Genomic DNA, 23,330 nt, shown 5'->3' on the forward strand with positions numbered 1-23,330 from the left:
AAATTTACGCAGGTAGCGAACCTAAGTCAATAGCAGGATTGAAGTTTTTCTGAAAAAGACAAAATCGTTTCAATCCGGACAATCTCGCCAACAGTCCGACCGCTGGAGTTACTCGCTGTAAATCATCTTCTTGGTCATGCCGCCATCGACCACGAATTCCTGCCCGGTGACAAAACCGGCGTTCTTCGATAGCAGCCAGGCCACCATCGCCGCCACGTCCTCGACCGTCCCTACCCTGCCCGCTGGATGCTGGGCATGATCGGCGTCGGTCAACGGCTCGGCACGGCGCACGGACGGGTCACGTGCATCGATCCAGCCCGGGCTGACGGCATTGACCCGAATCTCCGGGCCAAGGCTGATGGCCAGTGCATGAGTCAGGGCCAGCAAACCGCCCTTGCTCGCCGCGTAAGCCTCGGTATCAGGTTCCGATTGCCCGGCGCGGGTCGAGGCCAGGTTGACGATCGACCCGTTGTGAGCACGCAGATACGGCGCACAGTGCTTGGCCAATAGCATCGGCCCACTGAGATTCACTGCCAGCACCCGATTCCAGTAAGCCAGGTCGAGGCTTTCCAGGGTGATGTTGTGCGGATCGGCCACCGCCGCGTTGCACACCAGCGCATCCAGCCGCCCGAACTGCCCCAGCACTTCGGCCACGCCCAGGGCCACCTGCCCTTCGTTGGAAACGTCCATGGCGATGAACCAGGCGTTGTCGCCGAGCGCTTTCGCCACTTTCGAACCGCGTTCACGATCCAGATCCGACAGCACCACTTGCCAGCCTTCGCTGATCAACCAGGCCGTGATACCCAGGCCAATGCCCCGCGCAGCGCCGGTCACCAGCGCCACGCGGCCGTTGGAGCCGGTTGGCGTCGACAGCTCGATCACAAGGCAGCCAACCCGCGCGCCAGGTCGGCTTGCAGGTCTGCCACGTCTTCCAGACCGACCGCGATGCGGATCAGGCTGTCACGGATACCCGCCGCTTCACGCTCTTGCGGCGCCAGACGGCCGTGAGACGTGGTGCTCGGATGGGTAATCGTGGTCTTGCTGTCACCAAGGTTGGCTGTGATGGAAATCAGGCGCGTCGCATCGATAAAGCGCCAGGCGCCCTCTTTGCCGCCCTTGACCTCGAAACTCACTACAGCCCCGAAACCTTTCTGCTGCCGCAGCGCCAGCTCGTGTTGCGGATGGCTCTTGAGGCCGGCGTAATGGACTTTTTCGATACCGTCCTGTTGCTCCAGCCATTCGGCCAGTTGCTGGGCGTTGGCGCAATGCGCCTTCATCCGCAGGTTCAGGGTTTCCAGGCCCTTGAGGAAGATCCAGGCGTTGAACGGGCTGAGAGTAGGCCCGGCAGTGCGCAGGAAACCGACCACTTCTTTCATCTGCTCGCTGCGACCGGCTACCACACCGCCCATGCAACGACCCTGGCCGTCGATGAACTTGGTCGCCGAGTGCACGACGATGTCCGCGCCCATTCTCAGCGGCTGCTGCAACGCAGGCGTGCAGAAGCAGTTGTCGACCACCAGCATTGCGCCTTTGGCGTGGGCGATTTTCGCCAGTTCGGCGATATCGACCAGTTCGGCCAGCGGGTTGGACGGCGATTCTACGAACAGCAGCTTGGTGTTGGCCTTGATTGCCGCATCCCAACCGGACAAGTCAGCCAAGGCTACATAATCGACTTCAATGCCAAAACGCTTGAAGTACTTCTCGAACAGGCTGATGGTCGAACCGAATACGCTGCGCGACACCAGCACATGATCGCCAGCGCTGCACAGGCTCATCACCACCGCCATGATCGACGCCATGCCTGTGGCAGTGGCCACGGCTTGCTCGGCGCTTTCGAGGGCGGCGATGCGCTCTTCGAAGGCGCGTACGGTCGGGTTGGTGTAGCGCGAGTAAACGTTGCCCGGCACTTCCCCGGCGAAACGCGCAGCGGCATCGGCAGCGGTGCGGAACACGTAGCTGGATGTGAAGAACATCGGATCACCGTGTTCGCCTTCCGGCGTACGGTGCTGACCGGCACGTACGGCCAGGGTATCGAACGCTACGCCTTCGAGGTCGCTGTCCAACCGACCGGCATCCCAATCCTGACTCATGCTGTCACTCCTTGCCCTATTCGATGGTAGATACAAAACCGGCCCGCAGGAGCGAGGCTTGCCCGCGAAGAGTCCCTTGGGGACGCCAAAAGCTTCGCGGGCAAGCCTCGCTCCTACAAGGCCGGTTCTTACTTAGTTGTTGTACAGGTCGATGATCGCGCTGACTGCCTGGGTCTTGACCTTGGAGGCATCGTTGCGTGCCTGCTCGATCTTGTTCAGATAAGCCTCGTCGACATCGCCAGTCACATACTGGCCATCGAACACAGCGCAATCGAACTTGTCGATCTTGATCTTGCCGCCACCGACCGCTTCGATCAAGTCAGGCAAGTCCTGATAGATCAGCCAGTCGGCGCCGATCAGGTCGGCCACGTCCTGGGTCGAACGGTTGTGAGCGATCAGTTCGTGGGCGCTCGGCATGTCGATGCCGTAGACGTTCGGGAAACGCACGGCCGGTGCAGCCGAGCAGAAGTAGACGTTCTTGGCGCCCGCTTCACGAGCCATCTGGATGATCTGCTTGCAGGTGGTGCCGCGCACGATCGAATCGTCCACCAGCATCACGTTCTTGCCGCGGAATTCCAGTTCGATGGCGTTGAGCTTCTGGCGTACGGATTTTTTCCGTGCAGCCTGGCCCGGCATGATGAAGGTCCGGCCGATGTAGCGGTTCTTCACGAAGCCTTCGCGGAACTTCACGCCCAAATGGTTGGCCAGTTCCAGGGCCGCGGTGCGGCTTGTGTCCGGAATCGGGATAACCACGTCGATGTCATGCTCAGGACGCTCGCGCAGAATCTTCTCGGCGAGCTTCTCGCCCATGCGCAGGCGGGCCTTGTATACCGAAACGCCGTCGATGATCGAGTCAGGACGCGCCAGGTAAACGTGTTCGAAAATGCACGGTGTCAGGGACGGGTTGGTCGCGCACTGACGGGTGTGCAGCTTGCCGTCTTCAGTGATGTAGACCGCTTCGCCCGGCGCCAGGTCGCGAATCAAGGTAAAACCGAGCACGTCGAGGGAAACGCTTTCGGAAGCAATCATGTACTCAACGCCTTCGTCGGTATGACGCTGGCCAAACACGATCGGGCGGATGCCGTGCGGATCGCGGAAGCCGACGATGCCGTAGCCGGTGACCATCGCCACGACAGCGTAACCACCGACGCAACGGTTGTGCACGTCGGTCACGGCAGCAAACACGTCTTCTTCGGTCGGCTGCAACTTGCCGCGCTGGGCCAGTTCGTGGGCGAACACGTTAAGCAGTACTTCCGAGTCAGAGCTGGTGTTGACGTGGCGCAAGTCAGATTCGTAAATCTCCTTGGCCAGCTGTTCAACGTTGGTCAGGTTACCGTTGTGCGCCAAAGTGATGCCGTAAGGCGAGTTGACGTAAAACGGTTGAGCTTCGGCCGAAGTCGAGCTGCCCGCGGTCGGATAACGCACATGGCCAATGCCCATGTGGCCGACCAGCCGTTGCATGTGACGCTGATGGAAAACGTCACGTACCAGGCCATTGTCCTTGCGCAGGAATAACCGGCCATCATGGCTGGTCACGATACCGGCAGCGTCCTGGCCGCGGTGCTGGAGGACGGTTAGCGCGTCATACAGCGCCTGATTGACGTTCGACTTACCGACGATACCGACGATGCCACACATGCGACGCAACCCCTACTTAATGGATCTGAACTGAACACAACTCACTGAGGCGTTTTGGCCGTCGGCAAGAGGTGCTCCTTGAACGGAATATCAGCGGGTACGCTGATTCCGCTGGCAAGCCACTGACTGCTCCACCCGAGGATCAGGTTTTTGGACCAGTCGGCGACCAATAGAAATTTTGGCACGAGCTGTGACTGCTGCCACCACTCGTCCTGCTGTACCGGCCCCAGGCTCAACAGCCCGACCGCCACGACCACCAGCAACACGCCACGCGCGGCGCCGAAGGCCATGCCGAGGAATCGATCGGTCCCGGACAACCCGGTGACCCGTACCAATTCGCCGATCAGATAATTGATCATTGCGCCCACCACCAGGGTGGCGACAAACATGATGGTGCAGCCCGCGATCACGCGAGCCGATGGCGTCTGGATATATCCGGCGAGGTACTCGGACAGTGAGCCACCAAACATCCAGGCAACAGCTCCTGCGATGATCCAGGTCACCAGCGACAGTGCTTCTTTGACGAAGCCGCGGCTCAGACTGATCAATGCAGAGATGGCGACGATTGCAACGATCGCCCAGTCAACCCAGGTAAATGGCACAGTGCAGCCTACAGACGGATAAGGCGGCGCATTTTAGCAGAGCCCATGCTTATCGGTAAGCTGCGATTGTCAGTGCATTTCAAATCGCTGCGATAGATTTAGCCGCGTTCTGGCTGAAAGCGCACCACGAACCCCTTGAGGTTCTGCTGGCGATTCAACAAGTCGCGCAGACGATCGGCTTCGGCGCGTTCGATCAGCGGCCCGACAAACACCCGATTCTTGCCGTCGGCAGTGCGGATATAGGCGTTGTAGCCTTGGCTGCGCAGGGTTTTCTGCAGCTTTTCCGCGCTTTCACGGTTGGCCAGGCTGGCCAGTTGCACCGACCAACTCACCGACAGACCATTGGCGTCGACACGGCTTTGCGTGGTGTCTGGCTTACCCGGTGCCGCGCTGATTGGTTGGGACGGCGCAGTCGCCGGCTTCGCGGCCAATGCCGGAACCGGTGCCGGCGCAGGCGGCGTGACCGGTTTTGCCGTTGGCGCGGGAGCGACCGGTGCAGCCGGTGCAGCCGGTGCAGCCGGTGCAGCCGGTGCAGGCGCTGTAACCGGTAGTTCTTGCTGGGCGATTTCGTCGTCGCTCGGCACAAGTTCTTGCGGCAAGGCTTGCGGCTCGGGCACTACGACCGGCTCCACTTGAACCTGCGGCATCGCTGGCGCCTGAGGGGCGGACGGGGCTTCGACCGTTACCTGGCGCTGCTCATCCTGACGGGAGAACAGCATCGGCAGGAAAATCACGGCCAGTGCGACGAGTACGAGCGCGCCAACCATGCGCTGTTTGTAGGCCTTATCCAGCAATGCCATTTGCCGCTTCCTCCGTGGAGCGCCGAGCCAGCCACTCAAGGGCCTCGGCGACACAATAAAATGATCCGAACAACAATATTTCATCGTCGCTCGTTGCCAGCGCGCACTGCCCTTCCAGGGCGGCCGCCACGCTGTCATAGCATGCTACCGACGCACCGCGCTTGAGTAGCGCATCTTGCAGATCGGCCACCGGCCGCGCCCGTGGCGAATCCAGCGGAGCGACAGCCCAGTGCTCGACACTAGCATTCAATTCGCCAATAACACCATCCAGATCCTTGTCGGCCAGCAATCCGAACACCGCCAGGCGTTTGCCAACCGGAGGACGACTGGCCAATCGCCGGGCCAGATACTCCGCCGCATGGGGGTTATGCCCCACGTCCAGTAACAGATTAAGACGCTTGCCCTGCCAGTTGAACTGCCGGCGATCGAGACGACCGACCACCCGCGTCGCTTGCAGCGCCTGGACAATCTGCGCATCGACCCACGGCAGACCCAGCAACAGATACGCCTGCAAGGCGAGCGCCGCATTCTCCATCGGCAAATCGAGCAGTGGCAGGTCGTGTAACTCGACGGCGTGCCCCTGAATATCCAGGCCGCGCCATTGCCAGTTGTGATCGGTGACCCCGAGATCGAAATCGCGCCCACGCAGGAAAAACGGGCAGGCAAGCTCGCGCGCTTTGTCCAGCAGGGGTTGCGGGGGATTGAGGTCGCCACACAGCGCAGGCGCGCCCTGGCGGAAGATTCCGGCCTTCTCGAAGGCCACGGATTCGCGGGTATCACCCAGGTAATCCGCATGATCGACGCCAATGCTGGTGACCAGCGCCATGTCGGCATCAACCACGTTGACCGTGTCCAGGCGCCCGCCTAGACCGACTTCCAGCACCACGGCATCGAGCCGGGACTGTTGAAACAGCCAGAACGCGGCCAATGTGCCCATTTCGAAGTAAGTCAGGGAAGTGTCACCACGCCCCGCCTCCACCGCAGCGAAGGCCTGGCACAGTTCGGCGTCAGTGGCTTCGACGCCATTGACCTGCACCCGCTCGTTGTAACGCAGCAGGTGCGGAGAATTGTAGACACCGACTTTCAGGCCCTGGGCGCGCAGCAATGAAGCCACGAACGCACAGGTGGAGCCCTTGCCATTGGTGCCGGTGACCGTGATCACCCGAGGCGCCGGCTTGCCCAGTCCCATGCGGGACGCTACCTGTTGCGAGCGCTCAAGGCCCATGTCGATGGCCGAAGGGTGCAACTGCTCAAGGTAGGCGAGCCACTCGCCAAGGGTACGTTGGGTCATATATTGGCAGGCACCGGTGGGACGACGATCGGTTCGATTGGTGCAGCGACGAATTTCGGCGTCGGCAGGCCCATCATTTGCGCCAGCAGGTTACCCAGGCGTGGGCGCAGTTCCTGACGGTGAATGATCATGTCGATCGCGCCGTGCTCCAGCAGGAACTCGCTGCGCTGGAAGCCTTCCGGCAGTTTTTCGCGCACGGTCTGCTCGATCACGCGCGGACCGGCAAAGCCGATCAGGGCTTTCGGTTCGCCGACGATAACGTCGCCGAGCATCGCCAGACTGGCAGAAACACCACCGTAGACCGGATCGGTCAGTACCGAGATGAACGGAATGCCTTCTTCACGCAGACGCGCCAGCACCGCGGAGGTCTTGGCCATTTGCATCAGGGAAATCAGCGCTTCCTGCATCCGCGCACCACCGGAGGCGGAGAAGCAGATCATCGGGCAGCGTTTTTCCAGGGCGTAGTTGGCGGCGCGCACGAAGCGCTCACCGACGATGGCGCCCATCGAACCGCCCATGAAGGAGAATTCGAACGCCGACACCACGACCGGCATGCCCAGCAGCGTACCGCTCATGGACACCAGCGCATCTTTTTCGCCGGTCTGCTTTTGTGCAGCGGTCAGGCGATCCTTGTACTTCTTGCCGTCACGGAATTTCAGGCGGTCGACCGGCTCCAGGTCCGCACCGAGTTCGGTACGGCCTTCGACATCGAGGAAAATATCGATACGGGCGCGGGCGCCGATACGCATGTGGTGGTTGCACTTGGGGCAAACGTCCAGGGTCTTTTCCAGCTCCGGACGATACAGCACAGCCTCGCAAGACGGGCATTTGTGCCAAAGACCTTCAGGCACCGAGCTCTTCTTGACCTCGGAACGCATGATCGAAGGGATCAGTTTGTCTACTAACCAGTTGCTCATGCTTTCTTTCTCCAGTACCGGCGGCCCGAACGCTCTGGTTCGCAGCCCCGCGTATGCCCTTGAGCTAAATTCATATGTGTGGCGATGATCGTCGAGCGCACACGGTCAGCGCGAAACTTGACCTGCGTGCAACTGCGAAAACCCTCAGCCCTGCCTGCTTTTTGCAAGTGCAGTTAAAGACGGCGGCAGTGTGCCAGCCGTCACATCGCAAACCGGATCAAAAGATCGCAGCCTGGTTTCACTCGACAGCCCCTGCAACAGCCTTGATGAAGGCGTGAATCTTTGCATGATCCTTGATGCCCTTGCTCGCCTCTACCCCGCCGCTGACATCCACGGCGTAGGGCCGGACCCGCGCCACTGCCTCGGCGACGTTATCCGGGGTCAGTCCACCCGCCAGAATAATCGGCTTGCTCAAGGCTTGCGGTATCAATGACCAGTCGAAGGCTTCGCCGGTTCCCCCGGGGATGCCTTCGACATAGGCATCGAGCAAAATACCGCTGGCACTCGGGTAAGCGTCGCAAGCGGCCGCAATGTCATCACCGGCCTTGACCCGCAACGCCTTGATATAAGGACGCCGCCAGCCTTCGCACTGCGCTGCTGTTTCATCACCATGAAACTGCAACAGGTCCAACGGCACCGCATCGAGGATCTCAGCCAGTTCGGCGTGACTGGCATCGACGAACAATCCAACAGTCGTGACAAACGGTGGCAGTGCCTTGATGATCGAGCGCGCCTGCTCCAGCGTCACAGCCCGCGGGCTTTTTGCGTAAAACACAAACCCTATGGCGTCGGCCCCGGCTTCGACCGCTGCCAACGCATCTTCTATGCGGGTAATCCCGCAAATCTTGCTGCGAACGGCTGACATGTCGTTAAAACCTCACGGCAAATCCGAGAAAGTCCCGGATGGTAACAAAAGCGTTCGAGGGCGTCAGCCGTCAAGTTCGGAGAACCCGGTAAGGAAATGCGGCCCGATGTAACGCTCGGGCAGTTCGAACTCATCGTGGTACTCGACTTGCACCAGATAAAGGCCAAACGGATGTGCCGTCACCCCGCCCGTTCGACGGATACGGCTCTCCAGTACTTCCTTCATCCACTCCACCGGGCGCTCACCAGCACCGATGGTCATCAGCACACCGGCGATGTTGCGCACCATGTGGTGCAGGAAGGCACTGGCGCGGATATCCAGCACGATCATCTTGCCGTGGCGCGTCACGCGCAGGTGATGCAGCTCCTTGATCGGCGACTTGGCCTGGCACTGACCGGCGCGGAAAGCGCTGAAATCATGGGTGCCCACCAGGTACTGCGCCGCCTCGGCCATACGCTCGACGTCCAGCGGACGGTGGTTCCAGGTGATCTCTTCGTTCAGGTGCGCCGGGCGGATCTGATCGTTGTAGATGACATAGCGATAACGGCGAGCGATGGCTTTGAACCGCGCATGGAAGTGCGCCGGCATGACCTTGGCCCAGCTGACGCTGACATCGTGGGGCAAGTTGATGTTCGCGCCCATCACCCAGGCTTTCATCGAACGCTCGACCTGGGTATCAAAATGCACCACTTGCCCGCAGGCATGTACACCGGCATCGGTTCGCCCGGCGCACAGCAGCGAAACCGGTGAATCGGCGACTTTGGACAAGGCGTTTTCGAGGGTTTCCTGCACGGTGAGCACACCGGAAGCCTGGCGCTGCCAGCCGCGATAACGCGAACCTTTGTATTCAACGCCCAGTGCGATCCGGAAAAAGCCGTCGGCCGCCATTTCAGCAGCCGGGTTATCAATATTTGCCAAGGGGGAACAGCCTGCTGAAGTACGCAAAGGCAGGCATTATAAGGTGCTTGGACGGGGATGCCAGTGGATATCCTGTGACTGTTCCGGCCTCATCGCGGGCGAGCCCGCTCCCACAGGGATTTATTTCAACCGCAAAACCTGTGGGAGTGGGCTCGCCCGCGATGAGGCCCTGAAAGACAACATCGAAACGACCGCCTGAAACAAAAACGGCAGCCTCGAGTGGGCTGCCGTTTCATTTGCAACGATTGACTCAAGCCAAACGCGAAAGCATTTCCTTGGCTTCGCTCTTCTGACCGTCATCACCTTCGGTCACCACCTCATTGAGGATGTCCCGGGCGCCGTCGTTGTCGCCCATGTCGATGTAGGCCTGGGCCAGATCGAGCTTGGTCGCGACCTCATCGGTACCGGACAGGAAATCGAAGTCCGGCTCGTCGTCCACTGTGGCCAGGGCATCGTCCACGGTGAAGGTTGGCTCACTGATGCTCTGTGACAGGCGATCCAGCTCGGCGTTGACGTCATCCAGCTCGGATTCGAATGCATCCGGAGTGGTTGGAGCGTCCATCTCATCGGCCAATGACAAGTCGAAATCGGCTGGCAGTTCCAGGTCATCCAGCGGAGCTTCGGCCACTGCGGGAGTGTCGACCGAAGGCAGGTCCTTCACGTCTGCGTCCAGATCCAGCAGGAAATCGTCTTCCGCCAGCAGGGCCGGAGACGGCTCGCCACCGAGATCCATGTCCAGGTCGAAATCCGACAGGTCACCCAGGTTGTCCTTGATTTCCGTCTGCTGCTGCAGCACCGACTCGAAGCTCAGGTCGTCGTCCAGCGGGAAATCTTCAAGTTCGTCCAGGGTCGCGGCCGGCTCGGGCTCCACCACAGGTGCTGGCGGAGCGGCTACCGGGGTGATGTTGTCCAGATCATCGAGACTGAGGTCGAAGGCGCTGTCGAGATCGTCACCAGCCGGCGCTGTGTCGGCTGGGGCCGCTACCGGCGCCACGTTTTCCAGATCGTCGAGGCTCAGATCGAAAGCGCTGTCGAAGTCATCGTCGGCCGGTGTCGGTTCTGGTGCTTGCGGCTCGTCCAGCAACAGGTCCTTGACGTATTGTGCGTCCAGTTCGGCAGCGGCCGCCGCCGCGGCGATACCGCCCGCCGCAACCAGCGCCATGGCCGGGAAACGGCTTTTCAGTTTTTCGACCTGGGCGAAGTTGTCGCCGTTGGCCACCAGTTGACGTTCCTGAACCACGAAGGCATCGCGGTCGCCCTGCAAACCGTAGACTTCCATCAGTTTGAGGCGCAGATCGCTGCGCTGCGGCTCTTGTTTGACGCCCTCTTCCAGCAACGCGGCAGCCTGATTGAGACGACCGGCTGCGATGTGCGACTGGGCTTGACCCAACACGTCGTCGGAGCGCTCGGCCGCCGGCGAGACCAGTGGCGCGGCAATCGGTGGCGTTACCACGACCGGCGTAATCACCGGCGCCGGGGCTGGGGCTGGGACTGGCGCGGGTGCCGGAGCAGTCGCAAGATTCACGCTTGGCGGTGGAACCTCCAGGCCTTCGAAGCTGCTTTCAGGCAAGTCGAGATCAGCAGAAAACTCCTGCTCTTCGGACAAGGCGCGAGCCATGCGCAGATGTTTCTCGGCTTCCTGTTGAGCTTTGCGGCGACGTGCCAGCAACAGCAGCAAGAGCAACACAACCACTGCCCCGCCACCCGCCAGGCCCAACAACCACGGATTGGTCAGCAGTTCGTTGAATTTCTGCTCGTCGGAGACAGCAGGCGCCGGCTCAACCGGTTGCTCGGTTGGCGCGGGAGCGGTTTCAGGCGCAGCCGCCGCAGGTGCTGGCGCCGCTTCGGCAGGTGTCGCCGCCGGGTCCGCCGCCAGTTCCGCTGTGATCGCAGGCGCTGTTGCCGCAGCCGGCGCACCCGCTGCGCCTTCGGCTTGCAACTTGGCCAGTTGATTGTTCTTCAGTTCGATCAGACGCTGCAGCTTGTCCAACTGGCTTTGCAGGTCGCTCATGCGGCTCTTCAGTTCGGCATTGTCACGACGCGTCGTATCAAGGCTTTCCTGGGTGACCGCGAGTTTGTTACTCAGGGCCTTGGCATCGCCTGCCGGCCCCTTGCCCGCAGCCTTGCCGGATTCAGCGGAAACCAGGCTCAGGTTGTCCCGGCCGGCTTGCGTGGACACGGCTTCGCCACGGCCACGATTAGTGGCATCAAGTTGCTGCTGCCCGGTTCCAGGCTTCGCTACATAGCGGCGGCCCTGGCGCCAGGCGGTGTTCTGCGCAGCGACTTCGGCCATGGCTTTAGGTTGTGCCAGGCTGGTGCTCTGCGCCTGATCCGGCAGACGCAACACTTGGCCGGTTTTAAGCCGGTTAATGTTGCCGTCGATAAAAGCGTCCGGGTTCAGCGCCTGGATGGCCAGCATGGTTTGTTGAATCGAACCGCCATTACGCGCCTTCGCCGCGATTTCCCACAGGGTATCGCGCGACGTGGTGGTGTATTCGGACGGTTTGGTCGCAGCGGTGACCGGCGTGGTGCCCGTCGGTGCAGGTTGCGCAGCCGCTTCAGCGGTCTGCGGCGAGAATTTGGAAGGATCGAGCAGCACGCTGTAATCGCGTAGCAGGCGACCGTTTGGCCACATCACCTGAACCAGGAATTTCACCATCGGTTCAGAGAGTGGTTTGCTGGAGGTCACACGCAGGATGCTTTTGCCGCTGGCGTTCAGCACAGGGGTAAACGTCAGGTCGTTGAGAAACGCCTGGCGATCGACACCGGCCTTGGCGAAATCTTCAGGTGAAGCCAGGCTCGGCACCACTTCGGCAGCGGTGAGTTCCTTGACGTCCAGCAATTCGATTTCCGCCACCAACGGCTGGTTCAGCGTCGATTTCAGGGTCAGCTCCCCGAGCCCGAGGGCATGCGCCATACCGGAGGACAGCGCCGAGGCGGCCGCTATTGCTAACACCAGTTTGCGAACTTGAACCATAGCTCATCCTTAGTTTGAACATTCCTCGGCCAGCGAGAAGGTGTTGATAGTCGCTGCCGTAAGGCATTGCGCGCGGCGACGAAGGGTCGTCGCGCGCGATTGTTTCGTGCATGCCCCGGAAAGCCCCGCAGGGTGGCTGACCTTCAGCATCCCGGCAAGCATGACGCCGACCCGGAATCATTCGAAAATTGTTGCCAAGTATCTTTTACAGCAGGTCTTTTATCAACAATTCGGCCAGCTGCACAGCATTGAGCGCGGCCCCTTTGCGTACGTTATCTGACGTCAGCCACAAATTAAGTTCCGACAGGTCGTCGATACCGTGGCGAACCCGACCAACGTAGACCACATCCTGCCCTACCGCATCGCCGACCGGTGTCGGGTAATCACCCGCCTCGACCAGTTCGATACCGGGTGCATCCTCCAGCGCGGCATTGACTTTCACCAGTTCGATAGCGCTTGCAGACTGCAGGGTCACGCTAAAGCTATCGCCAAAAAACACCGGGGCTTGAATGCAAGTGACAGAAATTTTCAGCGAAGGCAGCGCCAGCACCTGACGCAGTTCACGCACCAGGCGTTTTTCCAGCAGTGTATGGCCCTGCTCGTCCGGCTTGCCGACTTGCGCCAGCAAATTGAAAGCCATCTGTCGATCGAAGAATTTGGGTTCCAGTGGACGCACGTTGAGCAGTTCGGCGGTCTGTCGCGCCAGTTCGCTCACCGCTTCACGGCCTTGGGCAGACACTGCCAGGCTGGCGGTCAGGTTGATGCGCTGCAAGTCGAGCAAATCCAGCAGCGGCGCCAGCACCACCGCCAATGTGGTAGCCGACGGACTCGGGCTGCTGACCTGAAACGGTTTTTTCAGGCCAGCCAGCACTTGGGCATTGGCTTCCGGCACCACTTGCGGCGCCTGATCGGCGGGCAAGGCGCCGGACAGGTCGATGATCGAGCAACCGGCCGCCGCGGCACGGGAGGCGAAACTCAAGCTGGCCGCCGGACCTGCGGCGAAGAACACCAGCTGCACCTTGCCGAAGTCGAACTCATCGACCTCTCGCACCCGCACATTCTTGCCCCGGAACGGCACCGAACTGCCAGCGGACTCACTGCTGGCCAACAGGTGCAGGTCGCCGACCGGGAAATCGCGCTCTTCGAGTATCTGCACCAGCGTTTCGCCAACAGTACCGGTGGCGCCGATCACGGCAATATCAATGGACTGGCTCATGGTTCTACCTCTGGCGAAACGGCGGGAGCGGCACTTTACCGGGTGGTGGGTGTACAGGCAATTTCTGCCCACCACGACAGCGGACGCAGAGCGTCCATGGCGGCATTCCCACGCAGAGCGTGGGAACGATCGGACGCGGGGCGTGGGAATGATCGGTGGGGATAAAAAAACCCGCACCTCCTTCAAGGCGCGGGTTCTTTCATTGCAGCTATCGATCAACGCTCAAGCAGAATCCGCAACATGCGACGCAGCGGCTCGGCCGCGCCCCACAGCAGTTGGTCGCCAACGGTGAACGCGCCGACGAACTGCGAGCCCATGTTCAGCTTGCGCAGACGGCCAACCGGAATGTTCAGGGTGCCGGTGACCTTGTTCGGGCTCAGCTCCTGGATGCTCGCATCGCGGTTGTTCGGCACCAGCTTGACCCATGGGTTGTGCTGGCTGATCAGACCTTCGATATCAGCAATCGGCACGTCTTTGTTCAGCTTGATGGTCAACGCCTGGCTGTGGCAGCGCATGGCGCCGATGCGCACGCAGATGCCATCCACCGGGATCGGGCTCTTGAAGCGACCGAGGATCTTGTTGGTCTCGGCCTGGGCTTTCCACTCTTCGCGACTTTGACCGTTTGGCAGTTCCTTGTCGATCCACGGAATCAGGCTGCCGGCCAACGGTACGCCGAAGTTTTCGGTCGGGTACGCGTCGCTGCGCATGGCTTCGGCCACTCGACGGTCGATATCGAGGATCGCGCTGGCCGGATCGGCCAGTTGATCAGCGACAGCGGCGTGGGTTGCGCCCATCTGCTTGATCAGCTCACGCATGTTCTGTGCGCCGGCACCGGAAGCCGCCTGGTAAGTCATGGCGCTCATCCACTCGACCAGACCGGCTTCGAACAGGCCACCCAGGCCCATCAGCATCAGGCTGACGGTGCAGTTGCCGCCGATGTAGTTCTTGGTACCCGCGTCCAGCTGCTGGTCGATGACCTTGCGGTTGACCGGGTCCAGTACGATGACCGCGTCATCCTGCATGCGCAGGCTGGAAGCGGCGTCGATCCAGTAACCCTGCCAGCCGGCTTCGCGCAGTTTCGGGAAGACTTCGCTGGTGTAGTCGCCACCCTGGCAGGTCAGAATCACGTCGAGGGTTTTCAGCTCTTCAATGCTGTAAGCGTCCTTGAGCGGAGCAATGTCCTTGCCCACGGACGGGCCTTGGCCACCGACATTGGAAGTGGTGAAAAACACCGGCTCGATAAGATCGAAATCCTGCTCTTCCAGCATCCGCTGCATGAGCACGGAACCGACCATACCGCGCCAACCGATCAGACCTACACGTTTCATCGCAACTACACCTTCTTGAAATGTGGGCCGCTGCTTTCGGGGGTGAAATGGGCAGCGGGCCCGAGAGATTACAGATTCCGCAGCGCGGCGACTACTGCGTCACCCATTTCCTGCGTCCCGACTTTAGTGCAACCGGCCGACCAGATGTCGCCCGTGCGCAAACCCTGATCCAGCACCAGGCTGACGGCTTGTTCGATGGCATCGGCCGCGGCCTGCTGGTTGAAGCTGTAACGCAGCATCATCGAAACCGACAAAATGGTCGCCAGCGGGTTGGCAATGCCTTTGCCCGCGATGTCCGGCGCCGAACCGTGGCACGGCTCGTACATGCCTTTGTTGTTGGTGTCCAGGGACGCCGAAGGCAGCATACCGATGGAACCGGTGAGCATCGACGCCTGGTCGGACAGAATGTCGCCGAACATGTTGTCGGTGACGATCACATCGAACTGCTTGGGCGCACGCACCAACTGCATGGCGGCGTTGTCGACGTACATGTGGCTCAGTTCGACTTCAGGGTAATCCTTGGCCACTTCCTCGACAATTTCACGCCACAGTTGGCTGGACGCCAATACGTTGGCCTTGTCCACCGAGCACAGCTTCTTGCCACGCACCATGGCCATGTCGAAGCCGACGCGGGCGATGCGGCGTATTTCGCTTTCACTGTACGGCAGGGTGTCGTAGGACTGACGCTCGCCGTTTTCCAGGGTGCGGGTGCCGCGTGGCGCGCCGAAGTAGATGCCGCCGGTCAGCTCGCGAACGATCAGGATGTCCAGGCCGGCAACGATTTCCGGCTTCAGGCTGGAGGCCTCGGCCAATTGCGGGTACAGGATCGCCGGGCGCAGGTTACCGAACAGGCCCAATTGCGCACGGATTTTCAGCAGACCACGCTCAGGGCGGATGTCACGCTCGATGGCATCCCATTTTGGGCCGCCAACGGCGCCCAGCAGCACGGCATCGGCTGCGCGGGCACGCTCCAGGGTTTCGTCGGCCAGCGGCACGCCGTGTTTGTCGATGGCCGCGCCACCGATCACGTCATGGCTCAGCTCGAAGCCCAGGTCGAACTTGTCGCTGGCCAATTCCAGCACTTTGACCGCTTCGGCCATGATTTCCGGGCCAATACCGTCGCCTGGGAGAATCAGAATCTGCTTGCTCATGCTTTCCTCATGTCTTCTGTCGGCGCGACATCAACCGGCGCGCCCGGAAAAATGCTTACGTTCGACGCTTATCGTTCAGCCATCAGCACCAGCACATCGGTGCTGAACGAACCATCGGCCTCAATCTGAAAATATTCGCGTACTTCGTTGCCCATCGATTGCTGCAATTCGCGGATCGCCGCGCGCATCACTTCAGGTGTACGCATGCGCTCGACCCAGCTGTTGTATTCCAGACGTAGCCGCTGACGACTAGTGCTGCGGGTATGCAACCCCGCCTCGCTGACCTGCCGCAACCACTCGCCAGCAGAATAATCGCGCACATGGCTGGTGTCGCGCAGCACTTCGACGCTTTGCAGGTAAGTGTCGAACAACGGGCTGCCCGGTGACAACACGTCGACGAACGCCGCCACGCCACCCGGTTTCAATACCCGGCGCACTTCGCGCAAGGCCAGGCCAAGATCGCTCCAGTGGTGCGCCGAATAACGGCTGAACACGAAGTCGAACTCGCCATCGGCAAACGGCAAGCGTTCGGCGGCGCCGTTAACCGTGATCACGTTGCTCAAGCCACGATCGACGGCAGCGGCAGCGACCACGTCGAGCATCTGCTGCGACAGGTCGTAGGCCACCACTTCTTTCACCAGCGAAGCGACGTGAAAACTGACGTGGCCGGCGCCGCAGCCCAGATCCAGCACCCGGGCATCGCCCTGCCCCACCAGCTCGGCCTGTAGCAGCGCAAATTCAGTGCCTTGAGCGTGGACGGCGCTGCTCAGGTAGGCGGCGGCCTGTTCACCGAATTGCTTCTGGACTACCTGACTGTGCTGGGCGGTGCTGGTCATGGGGACTTCCTTTTTCGGGGTCTAGTCTTGTAGTGCCTGGGCCGTCGTCATCGCGAGCAAGCTTTGCTCCTACAAGTCTGTGGCGCTCACAAAACCTGTAGGAGCTGAGCTTGCTCGCGATGAGGCCGGCCCTGGCTACATCGATTTCGGATCAAGCGTCGCGGAACAACCACGGCTGGCTCACACGGTGTTTGGCTTCAAACGTTGCAATCGCATCGCCGTCCTGCAAGGTCAGGCCGATATCGTCCAGGCCGTTGAGCAGGCAGTGTTTGCGGAACGCGTCGATTTCGAAACTCAACACCTTGCCATCCGGGCGGGTCACGGTCTGGGCTTGCAGATCGATCTGCAACTGATAACCCGGTTCGGCTTCGACCTGCTTGAACAGTTCATCGACTTCGGCATCGCTCAAGATGATCGGCAGCAAGCCGTTCTTGAAGCTGTTGTTGAAGAAAATGTCGGCGTAGCTTGGCGCGATGATGCTGCGGAAACCGTACTCTTCCAGCGCCCACGGCGCGTGTTCACGACTGGAGCCGCAACCGAAGTTCTCGCGGGCCAACAACACGCTGGCGCCTTGGTAACGCTCGGCATTGAGCACGAAGTCCTTGTTCAGCGGACGCTTGGAGTTGTCCTGATACGGTTGGCCCACATCCAGATAACGCCATTCATCGAACAGGTTCGGACCGAAACCGGTGCGTTTGATCGACTTCAGAAATTGCTTCGGAATGATCTGGTCGGTATCGACGTTGGCACGATCCAGAGGCGCGACAAGTCCAGTGTGCTGGGTAAAAGCTTTCATGCTGCGCTCCTTAGATCAATTCACGGACGTCGACGAAACGACCGTTCACAGCGGCGGCGGCGGCCATGGCCGGGCTGACCAGGTGAGTACGACCACCGGCACCCTGACGGCCTTCGAAGTTACGGTTGGAAGTCGAGGCGCAATGCTCGCCACTTTCCAAACGGTCCGGGTTCATCGCCAGGCACATCGAGCAACCCGGCTCGCGCCATTCGAAACCGGCGTCGAGGAAAATCTTGTCCAGGCCTTCCGATTCAGCCTGCGCCTTCACCAGACCCGAGCCCGGCACCACGATGGCCTGCTTGATGGTCGAAGCCACCTTGCGGCCCTTGGCGATCACGGCCGCAGCGCGCAAATCTTCGATGCGCGAGTTGGTGCAGGAGCCGATGAATACGCGGTCGAGCTGAATGTCGGTGATCGCCTGATTGGCGGTTAAACCCATGTACTTCAAGGCGCGTTCGATGGAACCACGCTTGACCAGGTCCATTTCCTTCGCAGGGTCCGGCACGTTCTGATCCACGGCCAGCACCATCTCGGGCGAAGTGCCCCAGCTGACTTGCGGCTTGATCCGGGTTGCATCGAGTTCGACGACGGTGTCGAACTTGGCATCGGCGTCAGACACCAGGTCTTTCCAGGCTTCGACGGCCAAGTCCCATTCCGCGCCTTTCGGAGCGAACGGACGGCCCTTGACGTAGGCCACGGTTTTTTCGTCGGCGGCCACCAGGCCTACACGAGCGCCGGCCTCGATGGACATGTTGCAAATGGTCATGCGGCCTTCGACGGACAGGTCGCGAATCGCGCTGCCGGCGAATTCGATGGCGTGACCGTTACCGCCCGCGGTGCCGATCTTGCCGATGACGGCAAGGACGATGTCCTTGGCGGTCACGCCGAACGGCAATTGCCCTTCGACACGCACCAGCATGTTTTTCATTTTCTTGGCGACCAGGCACTGAGTGGCAAGCACGTGCTCGACCTCAGACGTGCCGATACCGTGGGCCAGAGCGCCGAACGCGCCGTGGGTCGAGGTATGGGAGTCGCCGCAGACCACGGTCATGCCCGGCAAGGTTGCGCCCTGCTCAGGGCCGATGACGTGGACGATGCCTTGGCGGACGTCGTTCATCTTGAACTCGACGATGCCGTATTCATCGCAGTTGTCGTCGAGGGTCTGAACCTGCAAACGCGAGACCTGGTCGGCAATGGCTTCGATGCCGCCCTTGCGCTCCGGAGTGGTCGGTACGTTATGGTCCGGGGTCGCGATGTTGGCATCGATGCGCCATGGCTTGCGCCCGGCCAGACGCAGGCCTTCGAAGGCTTGCGGCGAGGTCACTTCGTGGATGATGTGACGATCGATGTAGATCAGCGCAGAGCCATCGTCGCGCTGCTTGACCAAATGCGAATCCCAGAGCTTGTCGTAGAGCGTTTTGCCGGCCATCAGACGTTTCCTCATCAGCTTGTTTCTATGCCCCGGGCTTTGAGATTTCAATAACCCTTTGGCTTGTGAGGCTGATCCTATGGGGTTACATTAAATAACTCAAATTCATATTTTTTATGCTTTGGATAACCAACTGGAATGCGACCATGGACCTGGCCAACCTTAATGCCTTTATTGCCATTGCCGAGACAGGTAGCTTCTCCGGCGCGGGAGAACGGCTGCACCTGACGCAACCGGCGATCAGCAAGCGCATCGCCGGGCTCGAGCAACAACTGAAGGTGCGCCTGTTCGACCGGCTGGGCCGCGAGGTCGGGTTGACCGAGGCCGGTCGCGCCCTGCTGCCGCGGGCTTACCAGATATTGAATGTCCTCGATGATACGCGCCGCGCCCTGACCAATCTCACAGGCGAGGTGACCGGTCGTCTGACCCTCGCCACCAGTCACCACATCGGCCTGCACCGTTTGCCTCCCTTATTAAGGGAGTTCACCCGGCGCTATCCCGCAGTGGCATTGGATATTCAGTTTCTCGATTCCGAAGTGGCCTACGAAGAAATCCTCCATGGCCGTGCCGAACTGGCGGTTATTACCCTCGCACCGGAGCCCCATGGGCTGGTCAAGGCCACGCCGGTGTGGGATGACCCGCTGGACTTCGTGGTCGCCCCGGAGCATTCGCTGCTCAACAATGGCGCAGTCAACCTGGCGGATATCGCCCGGCACCCGGCGGTTTTCCCCGGGGGAAACACCTTCACCCACCACATCGTCCAGCGTCTGTTCGAAGCCCAGGGCCTGACGCCGAACATCGCCATGAGCACCAACTACCTGGAAACCATCAAGATGATGGTGTCGATCGGCCTGGCCTGGAGCGTGCTGCCACGCACAATGCTCGACGATCAAGTTGCGCGGATACCTTTGCCGGGCATACAACTGTCTCGCCAGCTAGGCTATATCCTGCACACAGAACGGACGTTGTCGAATGCGGCACGGGCCTTCATGGCCTTGCTGGATGCTCAGATCGATCTGCCAGGGACTCACGGCTAACTTGTGCTACTCCTATAGAGCCGCGAAATCCCGTGCCCTATGTTCAATTCAGCCTAAGGCTTGCCAATGCCGAAATCTGTTGACCGTGTTCCGCCGATGCCGCGTATCCAGGCACTTGACCCCAAACGCTCCGAGCAGAGCTGGGAAAGTGCCCCGCAATTACTGGCAGCCCTGAACGGCGCGCGTTTGGGTGCCTGGTATTGGGACATCGAACGGGGACAGATCAGTTGGTCGCGGGGTACCCAGGCGCTGTTTGGCTTCGATCCCCGGCAACCGCTGCCGGAAGACCTCGAATACCTCGATTTGCTGCCGCCCGAAGACCGGGCAAAAACCGTGCGCGCCTTCCACGCGGTGATTGCCGGCGCACCGCTGGAACAGGCGATGCACCACCGCATTCGCTGGCCCGACGGCAGCCTGCATTGGCTGGAAATCAACGGCAGCCTGTTGCCGGACAAACACGGCCGGCCCCGGATGATCGGCGTGATCCGCGAGATCACCCACCAGCGCCAGCGCGAACAGGCGCTGAGCAGCTCGGAAAAACGTTTCGCCACACTGTTTCACCTGTGCCCGAACATGGTCCTGCTGACCCGCCAGGAAGACGGTTTGATCACCGAAGCCAATCAATATTTCGAAAGCCTGTTCGGCTGGCCGGTGCAAGATGCGATCGGCCGCACCACACTGGAACTGGGCCTGTGGGTGCACCCCGAACAACGGGCGGAGTTGGTCAAGGCCACCAAGGCCAAAGGCGAGTTGACCAGCATGGAGGTGCAATTTCGCGCCAGCAACGGGCAGATTCATGACGGCATCCTCAGCGCGCAAAAGGTCGAACTCGAAGGCCAGCCCTATTTGCTGAGCACGTTCCTCGACACCACCGACCGCAAAGCCGCCGAACACGCGTTGAAGGACAGCCAGGAGCGCCTCGACCTGGCGCTGGACTCTGCGCAACTCGGCACCTGGGACTGGCACATTCCCAGCGGCATGCTTTACGGTTCGGCCCGCGCCGCACAGTTGCACGGCCTGGACGCCAAGCCCTTCCATGAATCCTTCGACGAGTTCTTCGAAGGCGTGCCGGGCGAAGAACGCGACACCATGCGTGACGCCTATCGCAGCCTGCGCGAAGGCCCGGCCGGCAACTATCAGCTGACCTATCGCGTGCAACTGCCGGATGGCAGCTCGCGTTACCTGGAAAGCCGCGCCCGCCTCTACCGCGATGAAAACGGCCTGCCACTGCGCATGGCCGGCACCCTGCTCGACATCACCGATCAGGTCGAACGCGAACAACGACTGGTGGCCTCCGAGGAGAAATTCGCCACGCTGTTCCAGGTCAGTCCGGACCCGATCTGCGTGACCCGCCAGGACACCGGACAATTCATCGAGATCAACTCCAGCTTCACCCAGACCTTCGGCTGGACCACCGCCGATGTGATCGGACGCAGCGCCGATGAAATAGGCCTGTGGGACGCCTCGGCAAAAAGTTTGCAGCGGATCGAACAGGTGATTCGCGAACAAGGCCTGAGTAACGTAGCGATTGTCGTCCAGCACAAAAACGGACAAACCCTGACCTGTGTAATTTCCAGCCGGCAGATCAGCGTCGGTGACCAGCCGTGCATCGTTACCACCCTGCGCGACATCACCCAGCAACAGCGCTCGGAGGCGGCGCTCAAGGCCAGCGAAGAGAAATTCGCCAAGGCGTTTCACTCCAGCCCCGATGCCATCACCATCACCGAGCGCGACACCGGGCGCTACCTGGAGGTCAACGACGGTTTCTGCCGCCTGACCGGTTACCGCGCCGACGAGGTCATTGGCCGCACGGTGTATCAGGTGGGAATCTGGGCCGAAGAGAAACAACGTTCGGCGTTGTTGGCCGAGTTGCAGATCAAGGGTCGGGTGCATCACCAGGAAATGCTCGGACGCAACAAGCGCGGCGAGTTGCTCACCGTCGAGGTCTCGGTGGAACCGATCACTCTCAACGAAACCGCGTGCCTGCTGCTGACCGCACGGGACGTCAGCTTGCTGAAAAACGCCGAGGCGCAGATCCGTCACCTGGCCTACCACGACCCGCTGACCAACCTGCCCAACCGCGCCTTGCTGATGGATCGGCTCAGCCAGCAGATTGCCCTGCTCAAACGCCACAATTTGCGTGGCGCGCTGATGTTCCTCGACCTCGACCACTTCAAGCACATCAACGATTCCCTCGGCCATCCGGTGGGCGATACCGTGCTGAAGATCATCACCGCACGCCTGGAAGCCAGTGTGCGCATGGAAGACACCGTCGCGCGGCTGGGCGGCGATGAATTCGTGGTGTTGCTCAGCGGTCTTGAAGGCTCGCGCAACGACGTCAGCGCCCAGGTGCGGCAACTGGCCGACACCTTGCGCGAATTGCTGTCGGAACCGATGTTCCTCGACGGCCAGCGCCTGCAAGTGACGCCGAGCATCGGCATAGCGCTGATTCCCGACCACGGCTCCACGCCCACCGACCTGCTCAAACGCGCCGACATCGCCCTTTACCGCGCCAAGGATTCGGGGCGCAACACCGCGCAGATGTATCACAACACCATGCAGAAGGCCGCAAGCGAGCGCCTGCGCATGGAAACCGACCTGCGCCTGGCGCTGTCCCGCGGTGAATTTCGCGTGCATTACCAGCCGCAACTCGATGCCCGCGACAACCGCATCGTCGGCGCTGAAGCACTGGTGCGCTGGAACCATCCGGAGCTTGGTGCGCAATCGCCCGCAGAGTTCATCAAGGTGCTGGAGGACAGCGGATTGATCCTCGAGGTCGGCACCTGGATTCTCGACGAAGCCTGCCAGGCTTGCCGACTGATGATCGCCAACGGCCTGGTGGACCCGCTCGATTTCAGTCTGTGCGTGAACATCAGCCCACGGCAGTTCCGCCAGGCCGATTTCGTTGAGCGCGTCGAAGAAAGCCTCACCCGCTACGGCCTGCCTTGCTCGCTTTTGAAACTGGAAATCACCGAAGGCATCGTCATCCAGAACCTGGAAGACACCATCAGCAAAATGCGTCGCCTGAAAAAACTCGGCGTCAGTTTCGCCATGGACGACTTCGGCACCGGTTATTCATCTCTGACCTATCTCAAGCGCCTGCCGGTCGACACCCTGAAAATCGACCAGTCGTTCATCCGCGACGCCACCACCGACCCCAACGACGCCGAGATCATCCGCGCCATCGTCGCCATGGCCCGCAGCCTGGAATTGAAGGTGATCGCCGAAGGCGTGGAAACCGCTGAGCAATTGGCGTTTCTGCAGGGATTGGGCTGCCACTTTTATCAGGGGTATTTGCATAGCCAGCCGTTGCCGGTTGAAGAGTTTCAAAAACTGCTCAGGTAACACCTCTTTCTCGTAGGAGCATGGCTTGCCCGCGATGGCGATTTCATGGGTGTCATCGCGGGCAAGCCATGCTCCTACAGTGCTCTGCACGCTT

The 23,330-nt window shown here is 60.8% G+C and carries 18 protein-coding genes; 2 read left to right on the forward strand and 16 right to left on the reverse strand.

Translation table 11 applies throughout. The features are described from left to right. Positions 1–108: 108 nt before the first annotated feature. From ASD60_RS09185 to leuC, 16 genes are all read right to left on the reverse strand, one after another. Positions 109–882 carry an SDR family oxidoreductase gene (locus ASD60_RS09185; RefSeq protein WP_056853698.1) on the reverse strand — a complete coding sequence of 258 codons (774 nt, stop codon included), beginning with the start codon at positions 880–882 and terminating at the stop codon, positions 109–111. After that, the gene (locus tag ASD60_RS09190; RefSeq protein ID WP_056853699.1) at positions 879–2,090 is read right to left on the reverse strand and encodes an O-succinylhomoserine sulfhydrylase; all 1,212 of its coding nucleotides are present in this window, start codon (positions 2,088–2,090) and stop codon (positions 879–881) included. Before ASD60_RS09190 ends, ASD60_RS09185 begins: the two co-directional genes overlap by 4 nt. Before the next feature lie 132 nt (positions 2,091–2,222). Then, complete coding sequence (gene purF / locus ASD60_RS09195; RefSeq protein ID WP_034150926.1) at positions 2,223–3,728, reverse strand: amidophosphoribosyltransferase; 1,506 nt, start codon at positions 3,726–3,728, stop codon at positions 2,223–2,225. 41 nt (positions 3,729–3,769) lie between these two features. Further along, on the reverse strand, positions 3,770–4,330 hold the full coding sequence (locus ASD60_RS09200) for a CvpA family protein (RefSeq protein ID WP_056853700.1): 561 nt from the start codon (positions 4,328–4,330) through the stop codon (positions 3,770–3,772). Between the two features lie 98 nt (positions 4,331–4,428). Continuing rightward, a complete protein-coding gene (locus ASD60_RS09205; protein ID WP_056853701.1) occupies positions 4,429–5,130 on the reverse strand; it encodes an SPOR domain-containing protein in 702 nt (233 codons plus the stop codon). Next, positions 5,114–6,421, reverse strand: a complete 1,308-nt coding sequence (gene folC / locus ASD60_RS09210) for a bifunctional tetrahydrofolate synthase/dihydrofolate synthase (protein ID WP_056853702.1) — start codon at positions 6,419–6,421, stop codon at positions 5,114–5,116. Before folC ends, ASD60_RS09205 begins: the two co-directional genes overlap by 17 nt. Next, positions 6,418–7,338 carry an acetyl-CoA carboxylase, carboxyltransferase subunit beta gene (gene accD / locus ASD60_RS09215; protein ID WP_056853703.1) on the reverse strand — a complete coding sequence of 307 codons (921 nt, stop codon included), beginning with the start codon at positions 7,336–7,338 and terminating at the stop codon, positions 6,418–6,420. Before accD ends, folC begins: the two co-directional genes overlap by 4 nt. 238 nt (positions 7,339–7,576) lie before the next feature. Continuing rightward, positions 7,577–8,203: a phosphoribosylanthranilate isomerase gene (locus ASD60_RS09220; RefSeq protein ID WP_056853704.1), complete on the reverse strand. Its 627-nt coding sequence runs from the start codon at positions 8,201–8,203 to the stop codon at positions 7,577–7,579. A 63-nt stretch (positions 8,204–8,266) separates the two neighbouring features. Continuing rightward, on the reverse strand, positions 8,267–9,091 hold the full coding sequence (gene truA / locus ASD60_RS09225) for a tRNA pseudouridine(38-40) synthase TruA (RefSeq protein WP_056853705.1): 825 nt from the start codon (positions 9,089–9,091) through the stop codon (positions 8,267–8,269). Positions 9,092–9,371: 280 nt separating this feature from the next. Further along, positions 9,372–12,098: a FimV/HubP family polar landmark protein gene (locus ASD60_RS09230; protein ID WP_056853706.1), complete on the reverse strand. Its 2,727-nt coding sequence runs from the start codon at positions 12,096–12,098 to the stop codon at positions 9,372–9,374. 205 nt (positions 12,099–12,303) lie between these two features. Continuing rightward, positions 12,304–13,314, reverse strand: a complete 1,011-nt coding sequence (locus tag ASD60_RS09235) for an aspartate-semialdehyde dehydrogenase (RefSeq protein ID WP_056853707.1) — start codon at positions 13,312–13,314, stop codon at positions 12,304–12,306. A 215-nt stretch (positions 13,315–13,529) separates the two neighbouring features. Beyond that, positions 13,530–14,642 carry an aspartate-semialdehyde dehydrogenase gene (gene asd / locus ASD60_RS09240; protein WP_056853708.1) on the reverse strand — a complete coding sequence of 371 codons (1,113 nt, stop codon included), beginning with the start codon at positions 14,640–14,642 and terminating at the stop codon, positions 13,530–13,532. Between the two features lie 68 nt (positions 14,643–14,710). After that, the gene (leuB, locus tag ASD60_RS09245; RefSeq protein WP_056853709.1) at positions 14,711–15,793 is read right to left on the reverse strand and encodes a 3-isopropylmalate dehydrogenase; all 1,083 of its coding nucleotides are present in this window, start codon (positions 15,791–15,793) and stop codon (positions 14,711–14,713) included. A gap of 68 nt (positions 15,794–15,861) precedes the next feature. Then, a complete protein-coding gene (locus tag ASD60_RS09250) occupies positions 15,862–16,629 on the reverse strand; it encodes a class I SAM-dependent methyltransferase (RefSeq protein WP_056853710.1) in 768 nt (255 codons plus the stop codon). 151 nt (positions 16,630–16,780) lie between these two features. Next, a complete protein-coding gene (gene leuD / locus ASD60_RS09255; RefSeq protein WP_056853711.1) occupies positions 16,781–17,425 on the reverse strand; it encodes a 3-isopropylmalate dehydratase small subunit in 645 nt (214 codons plus the stop codon). Positions 17,426–17,435: 10 nt separating this feature from the next. Beyond that, complete coding sequence (leuC, locus tag ASD60_RS09260; protein WP_056853712.1) at positions 17,436–18,854, reverse strand: 3-isopropylmalate dehydratase large subunit; 1,419 nt, start codon at positions 18,852–18,854, stop codon at positions 17,436–17,438. A 146-nt stretch (positions 18,855–19,000) separates the two neighbouring features. Between leuC and ASD60_RS09265 the strand changes: the two genes are divergently transcribed. Both ASD60_RS09265 and ASD60_RS09270 read left to right on the forward strand, forming a co-directional pair. After that, positions 19,001–19,891 (forward strand): LysR family transcriptional regulator, encoded by an 891-nt coding sequence (locus tag ASD60_RS09265; RefSeq protein ID WP_056853713.1) that lies wholly within the window; start codon positions 19,001–19,003, stop codon positions 19,889–19,891. Positions 19,892–19,957: 66 nt separating this feature from the next. After that, positions 19,958–23,236 carry a PAS domain S-box protein gene (locus tag ASD60_RS09270; protein WP_056853714.1) on the forward strand — a complete coding sequence of 1,093 codons (3,279 nt, stop codon included), beginning with the start codon at positions 19,958–19,960 and terminating at the stop codon, positions 23,234–23,236. Positions 23,237–23,330 lie beyond the last annotated feature (94 nt).

Source organism: Pseudomonas sp. Root562 (genome assembly GCF_001427125.1).
In the GTDB taxonomy this organism is placed as follows: Bacteria; Pseudomonadota; Gammaproteobacteria; order Pseudomonadales; family Pseudomonadaceae; genus Aquipseudomonas.